Here is a 17,058-nt window from a genome sequence, read left to right as displayed (position 1 = left end):
CTGCGGCGGCATGAAGCCGCCCCACACCGGGGTGAGCATGTATTTGACCAGTTCGTTCACCCGCACGTCCACCCGCGCCAGGTTGCGCAGGGCGGCAATGTCGCAGGGCTTGCCGACAAAGGCAAAGGGGCGGCCCTTGTCCAGCTGCTCCAGCACGTCGATCAGCGGCGCGGTGGGGCCATAGCGCGAGCCCGCCCCGGCCAGAACATCCGCCGCGGTGCCCGAGACCGCGCGCTCGCCAAACGTGGGGACGCGGCCGGACGCCTTGGCATGCAGGATGAAGTCCACCTCACCGGTCTCGATCAGGAACAGGCCCAGCGCCGTCAGCACGCCGCCGGTGGACCCCGCATGGCGCACCTCCGGGTCGGCGGCATGGGCCAGGGCCATCTGCCGGTAAGCGCCCCAAATCAGGTCGTGCCGGGTGGCCTCGTCCAGTTCCGCCTCCGGCAGGCCCTCAACCCGGGTTCCGGGGCACACGTCCAGAATCCGGTCCACGGTCTCATGCGTCAGCTCCCCGCGCACCACCGGGCGCTCATAGCCGGTCTCCACCAGCTCCATGCGCACCGTTTCAGGGCCGGCCACCGACTGGCACAAGCCGCAGCCGATGCACATGGCGTCCTCGGTGATCCTGTTCAGGCGCGCGGCAGGCGTTGCCGCGTGGCGTTGGGGCTGGGTCACAGATGATCCTCCGTCGCTGCGGGGCGCGTGCGCCGGCTTCGTTGAACGCGGGCCGGTGCAATTGCCGCTTCCGTTGCTGCATCGCTGCCAGATCAGCCGATCCCAAAACGGCAGTCTTGTCCAAAAACGGCACACGGGCCGCAGCGTGGCAGCTGCCGCGGAAGCGAGCTTTCGCAGATCCGCACCCCTAAAGGTACCGTCCTGCTTGAATTCCCGCTGCGGCACCTCACGTAATACTCACAAACCGTGACGCGACAAATGGTTGCCTGACGCCCCCTGGGCTTTAAGGTAGACTTGTCAGCCCCTGCGGAGATCCTCGCATGAAAGATCAAGCCCCCGCGCCGGACCTGTCTCCGGAAACCGCGCAGCCAGACCTTCCCGCCAAGCCGCCCGGGCTGCATGAGCGGGCACTGCATCTGATGGCCCGGCTGCTGCCGCTGTCCTTCTTCCGCCGCCCGCCCAAGATCATCATCATCGACGCCACCAACAGCTGCAACCTGCGCTGCCCGGTCTGCCCCGTGACCTTTGCGATGAGCCGCAAGCGCGGCATGATGAAGCCGCATGTGTTCCGCAAGATCATCGACGACTTCAAGGATCAGCCGGAAAAACCCGCGATCTATTTCAGCTTTTCCGGTGAGCCGACCCTGCACAAGGACCTGCCGGACTTCATCGCCTATGCGCATGAAAACGGCCATGACACCTATCTGTCGACCAATGCCACCCGCCTGACGCCGGAGATGAGCGAGCGGCTGATCCGTTCGGGCCTGGCGCGGGTGAACCTGTGCATGGACGGCTTCTCCAAGGAGGCGCAGGAGGTCTACCGGGTCAATTCCGACTTCGGCAAGGTCAAGGCGAGCATCGAGGAGTTCCTCGCGATCAAGAAGGAGCTGGGCTTCAAGACCCCGGTCACCGTTCTGCAGACGCTGCTCACCAGTTATTCCGAGCCGCAGATGGATGAGATGGAGGCCTGGGCGCGCGAGGCGGGCTTTGACCGGGTGCGGTTCAAGACCTTCTCGATCGGCTCCTATACCTCGGCTGACCAGAAGCGCGAGTTCGCCCATTTCCTGCCGCGCCAGAAGGAGCTGCGCCGCCATCCCCGCCACACCAGCCATGCGCTGTGCACGGTACCGCTGTTCCAGTCGGTGGTGTTCTGGAACGGCGATCTGGGACTGTGCTGCATCGACTACGACCAGGTGATCCAGCTGCCCAATGTGGAAAAGGACGGTTTCCTGGCCGCCTACCGCTCGGACGAGGCCGCGCGTGCCCGCAAGCGCGGCTTCCTCAAGCAGTTCGGCATTTGCAAGACCTGCTCTTTCTCCAACGCCGAGAACATGGGCATCCGCCGCGACCTCAAGAAATAGCCCCTGCGGCTTTCATCTTTCCCAAAATACTCTGGGGGTGAAGGCCGCAAGGCCTGAGGGGGCAAAGCCCCCTCCCCTTTACCGTTGCAGCAGGATGGGGAACCAATCCTCGCGCAGGCGCTGGCCCGGCTGCATATCGTGGCCCGGGAACGGCGGCGAGGTGCGGCCCGGACGCTCCACATAGCGCGCATCATCCCCCACCAGCCGCAAGGAAAACGCGCGGCGGCGCGAGGCCGAAGTGTTGCCGCGGGCGCCATGCAGGATCTTGTAGTTGAAGGCCACCGCATCGCCCGGCTGCATCGGGTATTCCAGTACGGTCATCCCTTCGGCATCCGGGTCCGGGACCGGCATGTACTGGCCCTCGTCCGGGAAGAAATCCTCCTCCGACACCCAGCGGGTCGGCAGCACCTCCTTCTCCCATTTGTGCGAGCCGGCCACGCAGCGCAGGGTGGCCTCCTTCACCTCATCCAGCGGCGACCAGAAGCTGATGGTCTGCTCGCCCTCGACAAAATAATAGGGTCCGTCCTGATGCCAGGGAGTGGCCATCGAGGTGCCTGGCTCCTTGACCAGCACATGGTCGTGGAACATCTGCACCGTGGTGGATTTCATCAGGTCGGCGGCGACTTCGGCGACCGGGGAGTCTTCGATCGCCTGCTGGAATTCGGGGATGCGCGTCCAGTTGCAATAGTCGTCAAAGAACCGCCCGGTCTGGCCTGCCTTTTCGTTGTTCGAGGCATATGGGCCGGGGTTCTCCATATTGGCCGCGACGCCAGCGCGCAGCAGGTCGACCTGGTCCGCAAACAGACCACGTATCAGGACCACGCCGTCGCGCTGGTATTGCTCGACATGTTCCGGGGTGATGAGAGGGTGGACCATTGCTGCCTCCGCTGCTGAATGATGCAAATCCGATGCGGCATTCCTGCCGCGGCAGAGATATAGTTTCAAATCATATCTTTCTAATATACCCTTCACCCTATGTTATACCTGACCCTGCGCCATTATGAATATGTTTGCGCCGTGGCCCGTCACGGCAGCCTGTCGGCGGCTGCGGAGGCCGTGCATGTGAGCCAGCCCGCGCTCTCCGCCGCCCTCAGCCGGATCGAGGAGCATCTGGGCCACGCGCTGTTCCTGCGCAGGCGGGGCACGGCGCTGGCGCTGACGCCGCAGGGGCGGCGGTTTGCCGAACAGGCGCAGGCGCTGCTGGATCAGGCGGCGCGGCTGGAAAACCCCAAAAACGCCGGCGCCGCGCAGAAACTGGTGCTGGTCTGTTTCTCCGACCTGGCCCCGTTTCTGCTGGCCCCTGCCCTGAAGGCCCTGCGCCAGGCCCTGCCGGATGTGGAGGTCAGCCACCGCGCCTGCGGTTTCGACCCGCTGATTTCCGCGCTGAGCAAAGGCGAGGCGGATCTGGCCATCACCTATGACCTGGGGCTGGATGCGGCGTTCAGCCGGGCGGAGCTGGACAGAATCGCACCGCACGCGCTGGTGCCGCCCGGGCATCCGCTGGCCGGGTGCCGCGGTATCTCTCTGGCAGAACTGGCGCAGCATCCGCTGGTACTGTCGCAGGAAGGGCTGTCAGTGCAGCACATGCTGGGGCTGTTCAAGACGCAGGGGCTGGTGCCGCGGATCGCACACCGGGCGGATTCGCTGGAGCTGCTGCGCAGCCTGGCGGCCAATGGCGAGGGGGTGGGCATCAGCTACAGCCTGCCGCCCGGCGGGATCAGTTATGACGGCAAAGCCTTATGCGCGGTGCCGGTCACGGACGCGGCGGCGCAGGAGCCGGTGATTCTGGCAGCCCACGCGAAGATGCCGGAGACGTCCCCGGCATTCAAAGCACATGAAATTCTCCGCGCGGCGCTGAGCGCCCGCCGGTCAGACCTTGCGCAGGCGGATCACCACATCGACTGAGGCGATCTCCATCCCCTCCGGCGCTTCCGGCAGCTTGTGAATCACCAGGTCCTGTGCGGGGGCATCGCTGACCCGCCCCTCGTCCTCCCAGAAGAAATGGGGGTGGTCGTGGGTGTTGGTGTCGAAGTAGCTCTTGGAGCCGTCGAGCGGGATTTCCTGCAGCACGCCGGCATCGCAGAAGGCGCGCAGCGTGTTGTAGACTGTGGCCAGCGACACCGCGGCGCCCTTTTTCTTGGCCGACTCGAACAGGCTTTCGGCGGTGATATGACGGTGCTTGCCGTCGCCCACCAGCAATTCGGCGAGCGCCACCCGCTGCCGGGTGGGTCTCAGCCCGGCCTCTGTCAGCCAGCGTGTGGCCACTTCTTCGCTGTTTGGCGTCATGAGTAGGTCCTGCATCGCGTTGCTGACCGTATATATAGGAGCAACACCCAAGGTTTTTCAAATGAAATTCATTCGCAGCTGAACTCCCCTTTCCGGTGCGCCTGTGGCACATTCAACGCAGGAAGTGACGCGGGGTCCCCTTGCAGGACCCTTTGGCGCGGTGCTACAGAGCGCCAGATATATAGACCCGAACCCCAGGCAGGAGAGACGCCCGAATGGCCGATTACCCCAGCAGCTTTGACAAGGACGATTTGCTGAAATGCGCGCGGGGCGAGCTGTTTGGGCCGGGCAACGCCCAGCTGCCGGCGCCGCCGATGCTGATGATGGACCGCATCACCGAGATCTCCGGCGACGGCGGCGAGCATGGAAAGGGCCATGTGATTGCCGAATTCGACATCACTCCGGACCTGTGGTTCTTTGACTGCCATTTCCCGGGCAACCCGATCATGCCCGGCTGCCTGGGCCTGGACGGCCTGTGGCAGCTGACCGGCTTCAACCTGGGCTGGCGCGGCTGGAAGGGCCGCGGCTATGCGCTGGGTGTGGGTGAGGTGAAGCTCACCGGAATGGTGCGCCCGGACCGCAAGATGCTGACCTACCGCGTCAACTTCACCAAGGCGGTGCAGACACGCCGCCTGACCATGGGTGTCGCCGACGGCATCGTCGAGGCTGACGGGGAAGTGATCTATCAGGTCAAGGATATGAAAGTGGCCCTGTCCGAGAGCTGATAGGCTTTCCGGCAGGACAAAAGTCACAGGAACAGGAGTACGCACATGCGCCGCGTCGTCGTCACCGGTCTGGGGATTGTCTCCTCCATCGGGAACAATGCCGAAGAGGTCACCGCCTCGCTGAAAGCCGGCAAGTCCGGCATCGTTGCCAGCCCGGAAATGGCCGAGCACGGCTTCCGCAGCCAGGTGGCGGGCACCCTGAAAATCGATGTGGCCGAGCATGTGGACAAGCGCACCCTGCGCTTCATGGGGCCGGGCGCGGCCTATGCCCATATCGCGATGAGCCAGGCGATTGCCGATGCCGGCCTCAGCGAAGATCACGTAGTGAATGAGCGGACCGGCCTGGTGGCAGGCTCCGGCGGCCCGTCCACCTCGGCCATGCTGGCGGCCCATCAGACCGTGCTGAAAACCGGCGCCACCAAGCGCATCGGCCCGTTCGCGGTGCCCAAGTGCATGTCCTCCACGATCTCGGCCAACCTGGCGACCGCGTTCAAGATCAAGGGCATCAACTACTCGATCACCTCCGCCTGCTCGACCTCGCTGCACTGCATCGGCAACGCGGCCGAACAGATCATGATGGGCAAGCAGGACGTGATGTTCGCCGGCGGCGGCGAAGAGCTGGACTGGACGCTGAGCTGCCTGTTCGACGCCATGGGGGCGATGTCCTCCAAGAAGAACGACGAGCCGGAGAAAGCCTCCCGCGCCTTTGATCAGGACCGCGACGGTTTCGTGATCTCCGGCGGCGGCGGCATCGTGGTGCTGGAAGAGCTGGAGCACGCCAAGGCCCGCGGCGCCAAGATCTATGCCGAGGTGACCGGCTTTGCCGCCACCTCCGACGGCCACGACATGGTGGCGCCTTCCGGTGAAGGCGGCGAGCGGGCAATGCGGCTGGCGCTGTCCACCCTGCCCGAAGGCCGCAAGGTCGGCTATATCAACGCGCATGGCACCTCGACTCCGGTTGGTGATGTCGGCGAGGTCGAAGCCGCCCGCCGGGTGTTCGGCGAGGGCAACGTGCCGCCGATCTCCTCGACCAAGTCGATGACCGGCCACGCCCAGGGCGCTGCAGGCGCGCTGGAGGCGATCTTCTGCCTGCTGATGCTGGACAATGATTTCATCACCCCGTCGATCAACGTCGACACCCTCGCCGAGGGCATCCTGCCGGGTGAGATTGCCACTGATCTGGTGGAAAATGCCGGGCTCGACTCGGTGATGACCAACAGCTTCGGCTTTGGCGGCACCAACGGCTCGATGGTTCTGAGCAAGTACAAGGGATAAATGGCGATGACGGGACTTCTGACCGGCAAGCGCGGCCTGATCATGGGCGTTGCCAACGACCGCTCCATCGCCTGGGGCATTGCCAAGGCCATGGCGGATGCCGGGGCCGAGCTGGCCTTTACCTACCAGGGCGAAGCCTTTGGCAAGCGGCTGGAGCCGCTGGCCCAGAGCGTCGGCTCGGATTTCATGGTCGACGTGGATGTGACCGACGATGCCTCGCTGGACACTGCGTTCGAGCAGCTGGCGGCGCGCTGGCCCACGATCGACTTCGTGGTCCATGCGATTGCCTATTCGGACAAGTCGGAGCTGACCGGGCGATTCCTCAACACCACCCGCGCCAACTTCAAGAATTCGATGGATATTTCCGCCTATTCCTTCATCGAGGTGGCGCGCCGCGCCTATCCGCTGATGAAGGAGGGTGGCGGCACCCTGCTCACCCTGACCTATCAGGGCTCGAACCGGGTGGTGCCGAACTACAACGTGATGGGCGTAGCCAAGGCGGCGCTGGAATCGGCGACCCGCTACCTGGCCAACGATCTGGGCCCGGAAGGCATCCGGGTGAATGCGATCTCACCCGGCCCGATGAAGACCCTGGCCGGTGCGGCCATCGGCGGTGCGCGCAAGACCTTCAAGCACACAGCCCAGAACGCGCCGCTGCGCGACAACGCAACGCTGGAGGCGGTGGGCGGCACTGCCGTGTACCTTGCCTCCGACGCCGGTGCCTGCACCACGGGTGAGGTCATCCGGGTGGACGGCGGGTTCCACGTGCTGGGGATGCCGCAACAGGACCACCTGTAAGCGCTTTTCCCAAGCTCTGTGTTCATCAAAAAGGCGCCCCCCGCGGCGCCTTTTTCTATTTTTCCCGAAGCATTACTCGGCCCGCGGTGCTGTGCATCCGGCCTGCGGCGCGCTCCCGCCCGTCGCCGGGCTTCCGGCAAAGCCCGCTCCCGTTGGGCGTGGCACCGCGCAGGGCGCGGGAGCGCCTCCCGGCCCTGCAGGCGCAACCTCAGTTGATAGAAACCAGCTCGATGTCAAAGACCAGATCCTTGCCGGCCAGGAAATGGTTGGCATCGAGCGTCACGGTCTCTTCGGTCACCTCGACCACGGTGACCGGCAGCACGTGGCCTTCGGGGCTTTGCATTTGCAGCTGAGTGCCCAGTTCCAGCGGAATGTCGGCAGGAATCCCTTCGCGCGGGATTTGCTGGCGCGCCTCGGGGTTGATCGGGCCGTAGCCATCGGCACAGGCGATTTCTAGCGTTTTCTTGCCGCCGGCTTCCATGCCTTCCAGACCGGCATCCATGCCGGCAATCACCTGGCCTGCGCCCACGGTGAACTCCAGCGGGTCGCGCCCCTCGGAACTGTCGAAAACGGTGCCATCCGTCAGCTTGCCCGTGTAGTGGATGCGCACGGTGTCGCCGTTCTTTACCCCGGTCATGAGACCTCCAATCGGTTGCGGGTTCTTAAAGGGGCGCAGCCTAGCGCCCGCAGACGCGATGTAAACCCGTATGGGTACAATTTCCCGCTTTGCCCTCTGCCGCCTTCGTGCAAGTCTCGCCGCGAGGGAGGGAACCATGCCGATCACCACCTGTATCTTCGACGCCTACGGAACCCTGTTCGATGTGGCAGCCGCCGCCCGCCAGGCCGCCAGCGAACCGCAGTTTCCGCATTTGCAGGACACCTGGGCAGAGCTGGCCAGCCACTGGCGGCTGAAACAGCTGCAGTACACCTGGCTGCGCGCCATTACCGGGGCCCATGCGGATTTCTGGGATGTAACCCAGGACGGCCTTGACTGGGCGATGGAAGCCGCCGGGCTGGACGGTGACGCCGCCCTGCGCCAGCGCCTGCTGGATCTCTACTGGGAACTGCAGGCCTACCCGGAGGTGCCCGCGATGCTGAAGGCGCTGAAAGACGCCGGAATGAATACCGCGATCCTGTCGAACGGCTCGCCTGCGATGCTGGACGGTGCGGTGCAATCGGCGGGGCTTGGCGGCGTGCTGGATGATGTGCTGTCGGTGGAAAGCGTCGGCATCTTCAAACCTGACAGCCGCGTGTACGATCTGGTCGGCAAGCGCTTTGGCTGCGCCAAGGACGAAGTGCTGTTTGTCTCCTCCAACGGCTGGGACGCGGCGGGGGCCACCGGCTACGGCTTTGTCACCGCTTGGGTGAACCGGGCGGCAGAGCCGGTGGACCGGCTGCCCTGGAAGCCTGTGCACATCCTGCCGGACCTGACCACCATTCCAGACCTTGCCAGGAGCTAGGTGCACCCATGGCGTTCTTTGAAACTTCGGACGGGCTCCGGCTGCACTACTCCGACAGCGGCGCGGGTTTGCCGCTTCTCTGCCTGGCAGGCCTCACCCGCGACAGCCGGGACTTCCGCTATTTTGCACCTCATGCCGGACGTTACCGGATGATCACCCTGGACGCGCGCGGCCGGGGACAGTCGGCGCGTGACCCCGAGTTCGCGAACTACAACGTGCTGCGCGAGGCGCAGGATGTGCTGGAGCTTCTGGATCACCTGGGTTTGCAGCATATTGCGGTCCTGGGCACGTCGCGCGGCGGGCTGGTGGCGATGACGCTGGCGGCGATAGCCAAGGACCGGCTGTCGGCGGTGATCCTGAACGATGTCGGCCCGGAAATCACCGCAGGCGGTATTGCCCGGATCATGGAGTACGTGGGCCGCCGCCCGGCCGCCAAAACCCATGCTCAGGCCGCCGAAACGCTGGCTGCACTGATGGCCCCGGCCTTCCCGGATGTGCCCGCGGCACGCTGGCGCGAGGAAGCAGAGGCTTTCTACGATCAAGGCGCAGAGGGCCTCCGCCTGCGCTACGACCCGCGTTTACGCGACGCACTTCTGGCGCAGGCGGAGGCAGGCCCGCCCCCGGATCTGTGGCCGCTGTTCCTGGCGCTGGAGGGCCTTCCCTGCGGCGTGATCCGAGGGGCGAACTCGGATATTCTGAGCGCCGAAACTTTCGCAGAGATGCAGCGCCCCCTGCCCGGTCTGCAAGCTACGGAGATTGCAAACCGCGGCCATGTGCCCTTTCTGGACGAGCCGGAGGCGCTCGCCCTCATCCATTCAGTTCTGGACCACGTCAAATGACCTCTATTGCCATGATCGACGCCGCTGCGGAGCGGCTGAAGGGCCATGCCCGCGTCACCCCGCTCCTGTCCTCGCCGTTTCTGGACGAGATCGCCGGGCGCCGCCTGTTCGTGAAGGCGGAATGCCTGCAGCACACCGGCTCGTTCAAGTTCCGCGGCGGCTGGTCGGCGGTCTCAGCCCTGCCGGAAGAGGCACGCAAGCGCGGTGTCATTGCCTATTCCAGCGGCAACCATGCGCAAGGCGTGGCCGCGGCCGCCAAGGCGCATGGCGTGCCTGCGGTCATCGTAATGCCCGCCGATGCCCCCCGGTTGAAGATCCAGAACACCCGCGATCTGGGCGCCGAGGTGGTGCTTTATGACCGCGCGGGCGGCGAGAGCCGCGAGGCGGTGGGCGCCCAGCACGCGGAAGCCCGCGGACTGACCCTGATCAAACCTTATGACGAGCCGCAGGTGATTGCGGGCCAGGGCACGACGGGGCTGGAGATTGCGGAACAGGCTGCAGGGGAGGGCGTCACCCAGGCGGATGTTCTGGTCAACTGCGGCGGCGGCGGGCTGTCCTCGGGCATTGCGCTGGCGCTGGAGGCCCGCGCGCCGGGCCTGCGGGTGCGGACGGTGGAGCCGGAAGGCTTTGACGACATGGCCCGGTCGCTGGCGGCGGGCGAAATCCACGCGAACCCCAGCCAGTCCGGCTCGATCTGCGATGCAATCCTGACACCGCAGCCGGGCGAGATCACCTTCCCGATTCTCAGCCGGCTGTGCGGCCCGGGGCTCGTCGTCACCGAGGAAGAGGCGATGCGGGCCATGGCACTCGCGTTCCTGCGGCTGAAGATCGTGCTGGAACCCGGTGGTGCGGCAGCGCTTGCGGCGGCGCTGTTTCACCCCGGCTTGATCACCGGCGAGGCGGTGATCGCGGTCGCCACCGGCGGCAATGTGGATGCGGAGCTGTTCCGGGAGGCGCTCACGCGCTATGCTTGAACCCTGGCCGCGCGTTTTAGGGCGCGGCAGTCAGGGGGCATTCATGACGCGTTTCACCATCGCCTCGTTCAACGTCAAGAATCTGATCGGACCGGAGCGGGAGTACTACCGCTTTCACAGCTACACGCCAGAGGAACACGCCTGGAAGGCGGATTGGATGGCCGACCAGCTGCTGACGCTGAACGCCGATATCGTGGGGTTTCAGGAGATCTTTGAAGAAGCGCCGCTGCGCCAGGTGATCGCCGAAACCGACCGGCGCGGGGCGGAGGCCAACGCCGCCAGCATCCCCGACCCCTCCAAACGCTATCACCGCAAAGCGATCTTCCAGAAGCTGGCTTATGGCTCATACGCCGAAGCCGAGCTGGCCTTTGCTCCCAACCTCAACGACACCCGCGAACCGGGCAAGCGGCGGCCCGGGCTGGCGGTGCTGTCGCGGTTCGGTTTTGCGGGTGAACCGGAGGTGATCCAGGACCTGGAACAGCCGCTGGACATCCCCATGGCCTGCCTGGGCGAGGAAGAGGACGCCGGTTTCTACACCCTTCGCCGCCTGTCGCGCCCGATCCTCAAGGTGCGGGTACCGGCCGGGGATCAGGTGATCAGCGTCTTCAACTGCCATCTGAAGTCGAAACTGGGGGAATACATCAATCCGCAAGGTGCCCCCTACCCGCCAGAAACCGTGCTGACGGCCTATGACGCGGCGGGACGGGCGATGGGATCGCTGCGGGCGGCGCTCCGGCGGATGGGCGAAGCCTGGGTGCTGCGCCGCGCCGTTCTGGACGAGCTGGACCGCGGGCACCCGGTGATGGTGCTGGGGGATTTCAACGACGGTGAGCATGCGGTCAGCAGCGAGATCATCTCCGGCGAAGTGCCGTTCAAGAACTACACCTGGATGCTGCGCCATGACGCCCAGCACCCCGGCGACCACTACAGCGAGGAAGAGGACTCGCAGATCCGCGAGGCCATTGACCGGGTCCGGCTGCGCTCGGCCGAGAAGATGTTCCTGAAGAAGTCCCTGCGCGATGTGGTTTTCACCACCGCCTTTGGCGGCGTGCATGAGAGTGTCGACCAGATCTACATGTCGCGCCATTTCGACCCGGCCTGGCCCGGTGCCATTGGGGAGATGCAGTATTACAGCGTCTTCAACGACCACCTGACCGACGGCAGCCATCCGGAGGCGCCTTACAACAAGCTGGCCTCCGATCACGGGCAGATCATGGCCCATATGGAGCTGCGCGGCTGAGGCGCGCCGGAAAAATGCAATTTTTCCGGCCAATTTTCTTTCTCAAGAAAATTCCCCCGCCTGCGGCAGGCGGCTGGTTTACCTCTCTGCCCCAGCGCAGGTAGAGTGCGGCGGAACAGCAAAGAGGCGCTCCATGCAGATTGCAGACCTGGGCGATGTCCAGCTTCATTACCGCGTTGACGGGGACCCGGACGGCGCCCCCATCGTTTTTGCCAACTCGCTTGGCACCGACCTCAGGGTCTGGGACGCGGTGGTCGAACGGCTGCCCGCGGGCCTGCGCATCATCCGCTATGACAAGCGCGGGCACGGGCTGTCCTCCTGCCCGCCCGCGCCCTATTCGATGGGCGCGCTGGTACGGGACGCGGAGCGGCTGCTGGATCATCTGCAGGTGCGGGACTGCGTGTTCGTCGGGCTGTCGATCGGCGGCATGATCGCGCAAGGTCTGGCGGTAAAGCGGCTGGACCAGATCCGGGCGCTGGTGCTGTCGAACACCGCCGCCAAGATCGGCACCGCGGAGATGTGGAAAGAGCGGGTGCAGACTGTGCAGGCCAACGGCGTGGAGGCGCTGGCCGATGCGGTTATGGAGCGCTGGTTTGCCCGCGGCTTCCGCGCCAAGCCGGAGCTGCAGCTGTGGCGCAACATGCTGGTGCAGCAATCCCGCGAAGGTTACGCAGGCTGCTGCGCCGCGATTGCGGGCACCGATTTCTATACCCCCACCAGCGGCTTGCGGCTGCCCTGCCTTGGCATCGCTGGTACTGAGGACGGCTCCACCCCGCCCGATCTGGTGCGCGAGACGGTGGACCTGATTCCCGGCAGCCAGTTCCACTTGATCCGCCGCGCGGGCCACATTCCTTGCGTCGAGCAGCCAGAGGAATACGCGGAGCGCCTGACAGCATTCCTGAGGGAGACCGGGCACATTGGCTGAGTTTCTTCTGGTTCACGGCTCCTGCCACGGCGCCTGGTGCTGGCGCGATGTTGTTCCGGCGCTGGAGGCGCGCGGCCACACCGCCCGCACAATCACTTTGCCCGGCCACGGCGATGGCCGCGATCCGGCGGGAGTCACACTGGCAGAAACAGCCGAGGCAGTGCTGACGGCCTCAACGCCTGACACCATCGTGCTGGGGCATTCCTGGGGCGGATTTCCCATTTCCGCAGCGGCAGAGGCCGCACCTGATAACCTGCGCGGGCTCATCTACCTGTGCAGTTATTTGCCGGTCAGCGGCATGTCCCTGATCGATATGCGCAAGGCCGGGCCGCAGCAGACGCTGACCGGTGCCACCGCCAAGAATGCGGCAGGCACCAGCTACAGTTTCGTGGCAGAAACCGCTCCGGACCTGTTCTATCATGACTGCCCGGCTGAAACGGTGAGGTTCGCGCTGGAACACCTTTGCCCGCAGCCGATCCCGCCGCAGGACACACCGATCCGGCTGAGCGAGCGGTTCGAGAGCGTGCCCAAGGCCTATATCCGCTGCACCGGCGACCGGGTGATTCCGCCGGACTACCAGGCGCAAATGGCGGCGCAGCTGCCGCCGCAGCGGGTCTTTGACATGAATACTTCCCATTCGCCCTTCTTCGCGGACCCCGAGGGGCTCGCGGATCTGATCGGGCACATCGCAAAGGACTTCTGATGGCAGGTTCGGTTTTTGACAGCCAGGTTTATGGCGGCCTCTTCGGCTGCGGCGAGGCCAGCCGCCTGTTTTCCGACAGTGCAGAGGTGCGCGCCATGCTGCTGGTGGAGGGCGCGCTGGCCAAGGCGCAAGGCGAGGCAGGCGTGATCCCGCAGGAAAGCGCCGCCGCGATTGCCCGTGCGGTGGTGGAAATTGCCGTGGACCCCGGCGTTCTGAAACAGCCCAGCGCGCAGAACGGCGTGCCGGTACCGGGGCTGGTTGCAGCCTTCCGCGAGGAGATGAAGGCGCCGGAACACGCGCAGTATGTGCATTGGGGCGCCACCTCGCAGGACATCATGGACAGCGCGCTGATGCTGCGGCTGCGCCAGGTGCTGGCGCTGGTGGAAGCGGATGCCGCGGCCGCCGCAAAGGCGCTTGGCAAGCTGACCAAAGCCCATGCGGAGCTGCCGATGGCGGCCCGCACCTATGGCCAGCACGCGACCCCCACCAGTTTCGGGGCGGTGGCGGCAGGCTGGGGCACCCCGTTATTGAACCTGCTGGAGGAACTGCCCGCGCTGCGCCAATCGTGCCTGATGGTCTCCCTGTCGGGAGCCGCGGGAACGTCCGGCGCGCTGGGGCCAAAGGCAGCCGAGGTGCGCGCAGCGATGGCCAAGGGGCTGGCACTGCAGGATCCCGGGCGCAGCTGGCACACCGACCGCACACCCATCCTGCGGATTGCGGACTGGCTGCAGCGGGTGACGCTGGCATTCGGCAAGATCGGCGAAGACTGCATCGCGCTGGTACAGAGCGGCATTTCAGAGATTTCGCTGGGCGGCGCAGGTGCCTCCTCCACCATGCCGCAGAAGCAGAACCCGGTGGCGCCCTCGGTTCTGGCGGCGCTGGCGCGGCAGGGCAGCGGCTTGTTCTCCGTCCTGCAGGGCGCCTCGGTGCAGCAGCATCAGCGCGACGGCGCGGCCTGGTTCACCGAATGGATGTGCCTGCCGCAGATCGTGCTGGGCGCGGCCAGTGCCGCGATGACGGGCAAGGAGCTGTGCTCCAGACTGGCGCCTAATGCAGACGCCATGGCCGAAGCGCTGTCAGGCGGGCTGGACATGATCCACGCCGAGGCGCTGAGCTTTGCGCTTGCAGAGCAGATGCCGCGGCCCGATGCGCAGGCTGCGGTTAAGGCGCTGTGCCGGGAGGCGCATGCCTCAAAGACACTGTTGCAGGAGCTGGTGGCGCGGGACTATCCGGATCTGGACGCGGCGGCGCTGTTTGACCCGGCGCAGCAGATGGGCCGGGCGCCTTGGGATGCATTGCAATTCGCCAAGAGGGCTGTGGAGCTGGACAACGGGTAAAGGACGCTGAGGAGAGAAAGCTTGTCCGCGCGGTCAGCAAATCAGGACGGTGCTGCCGGGGCCAAGCCTATCAGCCGCCTCTCCCTGCTCTTCGTCCTGGCGACCGTGATGATCGATGCCATGGGCATCGGGCTCATCATGCCGGTGATGCCGAACCTGATCACCGAGGTACAGGGGGGCTCGCTGGCCCAAGCGGCGGTCTGGGGCGGTGTGCTGAGCACCGTGTTCGCGGTGATGCAATTCCTGTTCAGCCCGACCCTGGGCAGCCTGTCGGATGCGGTGGGGCGGCGGCCGGTGCTGCTGGTCTCACTGTTTGTGATGGCGTTGGATTACTTGATCATGGCGGTGGCTGGCACCATGTGGCTGCTGCTTCTGGGCCGCGTCCTGGGCGGGATCACCGCAGCCACCCACTCGACAGCGGGCGCCTATATCGCCGACATTTCACCGCGGGAGAAGAAGGCCGCGAATTTCGGCCTGCTTGGCGCGGCCTTTGGCGCGGGTTTCGTGCTGGGCCCGCTGATGGGCGGGCTGCTGGGCGAGCTGGGCACCCGCGCGCCTTTCTATGCCGCCGCGCTGCTGGTTCTGGCCAACTTTGCCCTGGGCTGGTTCGTCATGGGCGAGACGGTGAGGGATGAAAACCACCGCCCCTTCGACTGGCGCCGCGCCAACCCCTTCGGTGCCTTCCGTGCGGTGGGGCGCATCCCTGGCATCAAGGCGCTGTTGTGGGTCTATTTCCTTTATTCCGTGGCGATTTACGTCTACCCGGCGATCTGGTCCTATTTCACGCTGGAGCGTTTCGGCTGGCAGCCGCAGGTGATCGGCCTGTCGCTGGCAGTTTACGGCGTCTCGATGGCTTTGGTTCAGGGCTGGCTCCTGCGTTATACGGTGGTCCGGTTCGGCGAGCGGCGCACGGTGATCTGGGGGCAGGTCTTTGACTTCATCGCCTTTGGCATCCTTGCCTTCATCTCCAACGGCACCCTGGCGATGCTGCTGATTCCGGTCTCGGCGCTGGGAGCGGTCGTTCAGCCCGCCCTGCAAGGGATGATGGCGCAGGCGGTGGAAGACAACCAGCAGGGCGAACTGCAAGGCGTACTGACCGCCGTCAATGCGCTGGCGATGATCCTGTCGCCGCTGATGATGACGGCCGTGTTTGCCCGCTTCACGGGTGAGGGCGCCGCGCTTTACCTGCCCGGCGCGCCCTTCCTTCTGGCGCTGCTGCTGATGGCCGTTGGCTGCGCGGTGTTCCTGCGCAGCAAGTCTTCCGTAGCGTAAAACCGCCGCCCCGCTGCCGCATTCCGGCTTGCTTGCAGGGCACCCGGCGCGCACCCTGCTTGAAAACGGGGAGGAAGACCATGCAAACCATCAAAGCCGCCGTCTGCCATGAGTTCGGAGCCCCGCTGGTGATCGAAGACGTGCAGCTGGCGCCGCCCGGGATGGGCGAGGTCGAGGTCACGCTGGATGCGGTTGCCATCTGCCACAGCGACATCTCCTATGCCGAAGGGGCCTGGGGCGGGTATCTGCCGGCCGTCTACGGGCATGAGGCCGCCGGGGTGATTACCGGCGTCGGCGCGGGCGTGCAGGGATTTGCCGAGGGCGACTCCGTTGTGGTCACGCTGATCCGCAGCTGCGGCACCTGCCCGTCCTGCGCGGGCGGCAGGCCGGTGATCTGCGAAACGCCCTATGACGGAGTGAACGGACCGCTGAAGACCGCGGACGGCAAACCGCTGGAACAGGCCATGGCCTGCGGCGCCTTTGCCGAGAAGGTGGTGGTGGACCAGCGGCAGATCGTGAAGATCCCCGAAGACATGGGCAAGGACGTGGCGGCGCTGATCTCCTGCGGGGTGATCACCGGCGTCGGCGCGGCGGTCAATGCAGCGCAGCTGCGGGCGGGCCAGGATGTGGTGGTGATCGGTGCCGGCGGTGTTGGCCTCAACGCCATCCAGGGCGCCCGCATTGCCGGCGCCCGGCGCATCGTTGCGGTGGACATGAGCCCGGAGAAACTGGAGATCGCCAAGGAATTCGGCGCCACCCACGGGGTTCTGGCGACGGAAGACAAGCCCTGGAAGGCTGCCATTAAGGCGCTTGGCGGCCGTGGCGCGGACGCGGTGCTGGTCACAGTCGGCGCCATTCCGGCCTATGACCAGGCCCCGCGCTATCTGGCCCGCGGCGGCAAGGCGGTGCTGATCGGCATGCCGCATTCCGGCGCCAAGGCCAGCTATGAGCCGGTGGTTCTGGCCGCCGTGGGCCAGGGGCTGATCGGCTCCAAGATGGGCGATGTGGTGATCCAGCGCGATATCCCGTGGATGGTCGACCTCTACCAGCAGGGCCGCCTGAAACTGGATGAGCTGATCTCGGGCCGCTGGTCCCTTGAGCAGATCAACGAGGCCATTGCCGACACCAAGACTGGCTCCGCCAAGCGCAATGTGATTGTGTTTGGCTGACACCCACAAACCGGAG

At 65.5% G+C, this 17,058-nt stretch carries 18 protein-coding genes; 14 read left to right on the top strand and 4 right to left on the bottom strand.

What is annotated here, in order from left to right; translation table 11 throughout:
- Window positions 1-678, bottom strand: a 678-nt coding sequence (locus tag ACFMBG_RS02530; protein ID WP_421053156.1) for a coenzyme F420 hydrogenase/dehydrogenase beta subunit N-terminal domain-containing protein, incomplete at its 3' end; no start/stop codon positions are given.
- A 320-nt stretch (window positions 679-998) separates the two neighbouring features.
- Here ACFMBG_RS02530 and ACFMBG_RS02525 point away from each other — a divergent pair.
- On the top strand, window positions 999-2,039 hold the full coding sequence (locus tag ACFMBG_RS02525; RefSeq protein WP_421053155.1) for a radical SAM/SPASM domain-containing protein: 1,041 nt from the start codon (window positions 999-1,001) through the stop codon (window positions 2,037-2,039).
- A gap of 78 nt (window positions 2,040-2,117) precedes the next feature.
- Here the strand turns inward: ACFMBG_RS02525 and ACFMBG_RS02520 are convergent, their stop codons facing one another.
- Window positions 2,118-2,915 carry a phytanoyl-CoA dioxygenase family protein gene (locus ACFMBG_RS02520; protein ID WP_421053154.1) on the bottom strand — a complete coding sequence of 266 codons (798 nt, stop codon included), beginning with the start codon at window positions 2,913-2,915 and terminating at the stop codon, window positions 2,118-2,120.
- Window positions 2,916-3,014: 99 nt separating this feature from the next.
- Between ACFMBG_RS02520 and ACFMBG_RS02515 the strand changes: the two genes are divergently transcribed.
- A complete protein-coding gene (locus tag ACFMBG_RS02515; RefSeq protein ID WP_421053153.1) occupies window positions 3,015-3,944 on the top strand; it encodes a LysR family transcriptional regulator in 930 nt (309 codons plus the stop codon).
- Here ACFMBG_RS02515 and irrA read toward each other — a convergent pair.
- On the bottom strand, window positions 3,909-4,325 hold the full coding sequence (irrA, locus tag ACFMBG_RS02510; protein WP_058285244.1) for an iron response transcriptional regulator IrrA: 417 nt from the start codon (window positions 4,323-4,325) through the stop codon (window positions 3,909-3,911). The genes ACFMBG_RS02515 and irrA overlap by 36 nt on opposite strands.
- A 215-nt stretch (window positions 4,326-4,540) precedes the next feature.
- Between irrA and fabA the strand changes: the two genes are divergently transcribed.
- From fabA to ACFMBG_RS02495, 3 genes are read left to right on the top strand one after another with little or no spacing between them, the layout of a single operon-like run.
- Entirely contained in the window at window positions 4,541-5,050 is a 510-nt protein-coding gene (gene fabA / locus ACFMBG_RS02505; RefSeq protein ID WP_008556232.1) for a bifunctional 3-hydroxydecanoyl-ACP dehydratase/trans-2-decenoyl-ACP isomerase, read from the top strand.
- A gap of 45 nt (window positions 5,051-5,095) precedes the next feature.
- Window positions 5,096-6,325, top strand: coding sequence for a beta-ketoacyl-ACP synthase I (gene fabB / locus ACFMBG_RS02500; protein ID WP_421053152.1), 1,230 nt, complete (start codon window positions 5,096-5,098; stop codon window positions 6,323-6,325).
- Window positions 6,326-6,331: 6 nt separating this feature from the next.
- Window positions 6,332-7,123: an enoyl-ACP reductase FabI gene (locus ACFMBG_RS02495; RefSeq protein WP_421053151.1), complete on the top strand. Its 792-nt coding sequence runs from the start codon at window positions 6,332-6,334 to the stop codon at window positions 7,121-7,123.
- Between the two features lie 208 nt (window positions 7,124-7,331).
- Here the strand turns inward: ACFMBG_RS02495 and ACFMBG_RS02490 are convergent, their stop codons facing one another.
- A complete protein-coding gene (locus ACFMBG_RS02490) occupies window positions 7,332-7,760 on the bottom strand; it encodes an FKBP-type peptidyl-prolyl cis-trans isomerase (protein WP_421053150.1) in 429 nt (142 codons plus the stop codon).
- 136 nt (window positions 7,761-7,896) lie between these two features.
- On the opposite strand from ACFMBG_RS02490, the gene ACFMBG_RS02485 reads away from it, so the two are divergent.
- The 9 genes from ACFMBG_RS02485 to ACFMBG_RS02445 all read left to right on the top strand — a co-directional run bounded on the left by ACFMBG_RS02485 (window position 7,897) and on the right by ACFMBG_RS02445 (window position 17,042).
- Window positions 7,897-8,583, top strand: coding sequence for a haloacid dehalogenase type II (locus tag ACFMBG_RS02485; RefSeq protein ID WP_421053149.1), 687 nt, complete (start codon window positions 7,897-7,899; stop codon window positions 8,581-8,583).
- A gap of 8 nt (window positions 8,584-8,591) precedes the next feature.
- Window positions 8,592-9,422, top strand: coding sequence for an alpha/beta fold hydrolase (locus tag ACFMBG_RS02480; RefSeq protein ID WP_421053148.1), 831 nt, complete (start codon window positions 8,592-8,594; stop codon window positions 9,420-9,422).
- Complete coding sequence (locus ACFMBG_RS02475) at window positions 9,419-10,396, top strand: threonine ammonia-lyase (protein WP_421053147.1); 978 nt, start codon at window positions 9,419-9,421, stop codon at window positions 10,394-10,396. The genes ACFMBG_RS02480 and ACFMBG_RS02475 overlap by 4 nt, the downstream gene beginning before the upstream one ends.
- 43 nt (window positions 10,397-10,439) lie before the next feature.
- Window positions 10,440-11,636 carry an endonuclease/exonuclease/phosphatase family protein gene (locus ACFMBG_RS02470; RefSeq protein WP_421053146.1) on the top strand — a complete coding sequence of 399 codons (1,197 nt, stop codon included), beginning with the start codon at window positions 10,440-10,442 and terminating at the stop codon, window positions 11,634-11,636.
- A 133-nt stretch (window positions 11,637-11,769) separates the two neighbouring features.
- Window positions 11,770-12,561, top strand: a complete 792-nt coding sequence (gene pcaD, locus ACFMBG_RS02465; RefSeq protein ID WP_421053145.1) for a 3-oxoadipate enol-lactonase — start codon at window positions 11,770-11,772, stop codon at window positions 12,559-12,561.
- Window positions 12,554-13,264, top strand: coding sequence for an alpha/beta fold hydrolase (locus tag ACFMBG_RS02460; protein ID WP_421053144.1), 711 nt, complete (start codon window positions 12,554-12,556; stop codon window positions 13,262-13,264). The genes pcaD and ACFMBG_RS02460 overlap by 8 nt, the downstream gene beginning before the upstream one ends.
- Window positions 13,264-14,601 carry a lyase family protein gene (locus ACFMBG_RS02455; RefSeq protein ID WP_421053143.1) on the top strand — a complete coding sequence of 446 codons (1,338 nt, stop codon included), beginning with the start codon at window positions 13,264-13,266 and terminating at the stop codon, window positions 14,599-14,601. Before ACFMBG_RS02460 ends, ACFMBG_RS02455 begins: the two co-directional genes overlap by 1 nt.
- A gap of 108 nt (window positions 14,602-14,709) precedes the next feature.
- Complete coding sequence (locus tag ACFMBG_RS02450; RefSeq protein ID WP_421053160.1) at window positions 14,710-15,873, top strand: TCR/Tet family MFS transporter; 1,164 nt, start codon at window positions 14,710-14,712, stop codon at window positions 15,871-15,873.
- A gap of 80 nt (window positions 15,874-15,953) precedes the next feature.
- Window positions 15,954-17,042 (top strand): Zn-dependent alcohol dehydrogenase, encoded by a 1,089-nt coding sequence (locus ACFMBG_RS02445; protein WP_421053142.1) that lies wholly within the window; start codon window positions 15,954-15,956, stop codon window positions 17,040-17,042.
- Window positions 17,043-17,058 lie beyond the last annotated feature (16 nt).

Origin of the sequence: Leisingera coralii (assembly GCF_049056525.1) — a bacterium.
GTDB lineage: Bacteria > Pseudomonadota > Alphaproteobacteria > Rhodobacterales > Rhodobacteraceae > Leisingera > Leisingera coralii.
The sequence above is the reverse complement of the archived record's forward strand: the minus strand, read 5'-3'. Positions and strand labels throughout refer to the sequence as shown.